The 449-nt window shown below is 50.3% G+C and carries 2 tRNA genes; both read left to right on the top strand.

Features of this window, described 5'->3' with window-relative positions:
* Positions 1 to 149: 149 nt before the first annotated feature.
* Positions 150 to 226 (top strand) — tRNA-Ile (locus BRO63_RS23030).
* A 23-nt stretch (positions 227 to 249) separates the two neighbouring features.
* A tRNA-Ala gene (locus BRO63_RS23035) sits at positions 250 to 325 on the top strand.
* The last annotated feature ends 124 nt before the right edge of the window (positions 326 to 449 follow it).

Here is a 449-nt window from a genome sequence, read left to right on the forward strand (position 1 = left end):
GCTGGATCACCTCCTTTCAGAGCTTAAGTGCTCGTGTTAAGCGTCCACTCTTATCGGTTGTTTGATATAGCTGGGATCAGTTGTAGGCTTGGGTCGAGGGAATCTTCCCTGGGTCTCCAACTGCCTGACTGCTGATCCGAATAGGTTTTGGGTCTGTAGCTCAGTCGGTTAGAGCACCGTCTTGATAAGGCGGGGGTCGTTGGTTCGAATCCAACCAGACCCACCAAGTATTCTGCGCATGCGGGATATGGGGGTGTAGCTCAGCTGGGAGAGCGCCTGCTTTGCAAGCAGGATGTCATCGGTTCGATCCCGTTCACCTCCACCAAGTACTTGATTGCCTGGTGATGTAGAGGCTAACTCATAGCGTCGTTGAAACGGCCTTATGAGTTAGGTTTTACCTGACAGCTATATTCGTTCTTTAACAATCTGGAAGAAGCACAACGAAAATG

This window comes from Achromobacter xylosoxidans, from assembly GCF_002192695.1.
In the GTDB taxonomy this organism is placed as follows: domain Bacteria; phylum Pseudomonadota; class Gammaproteobacteria; order Burkholderiales; family Burkholderiaceae_B; genus Achromobacter; species Achromobacter xylosoxidans_C.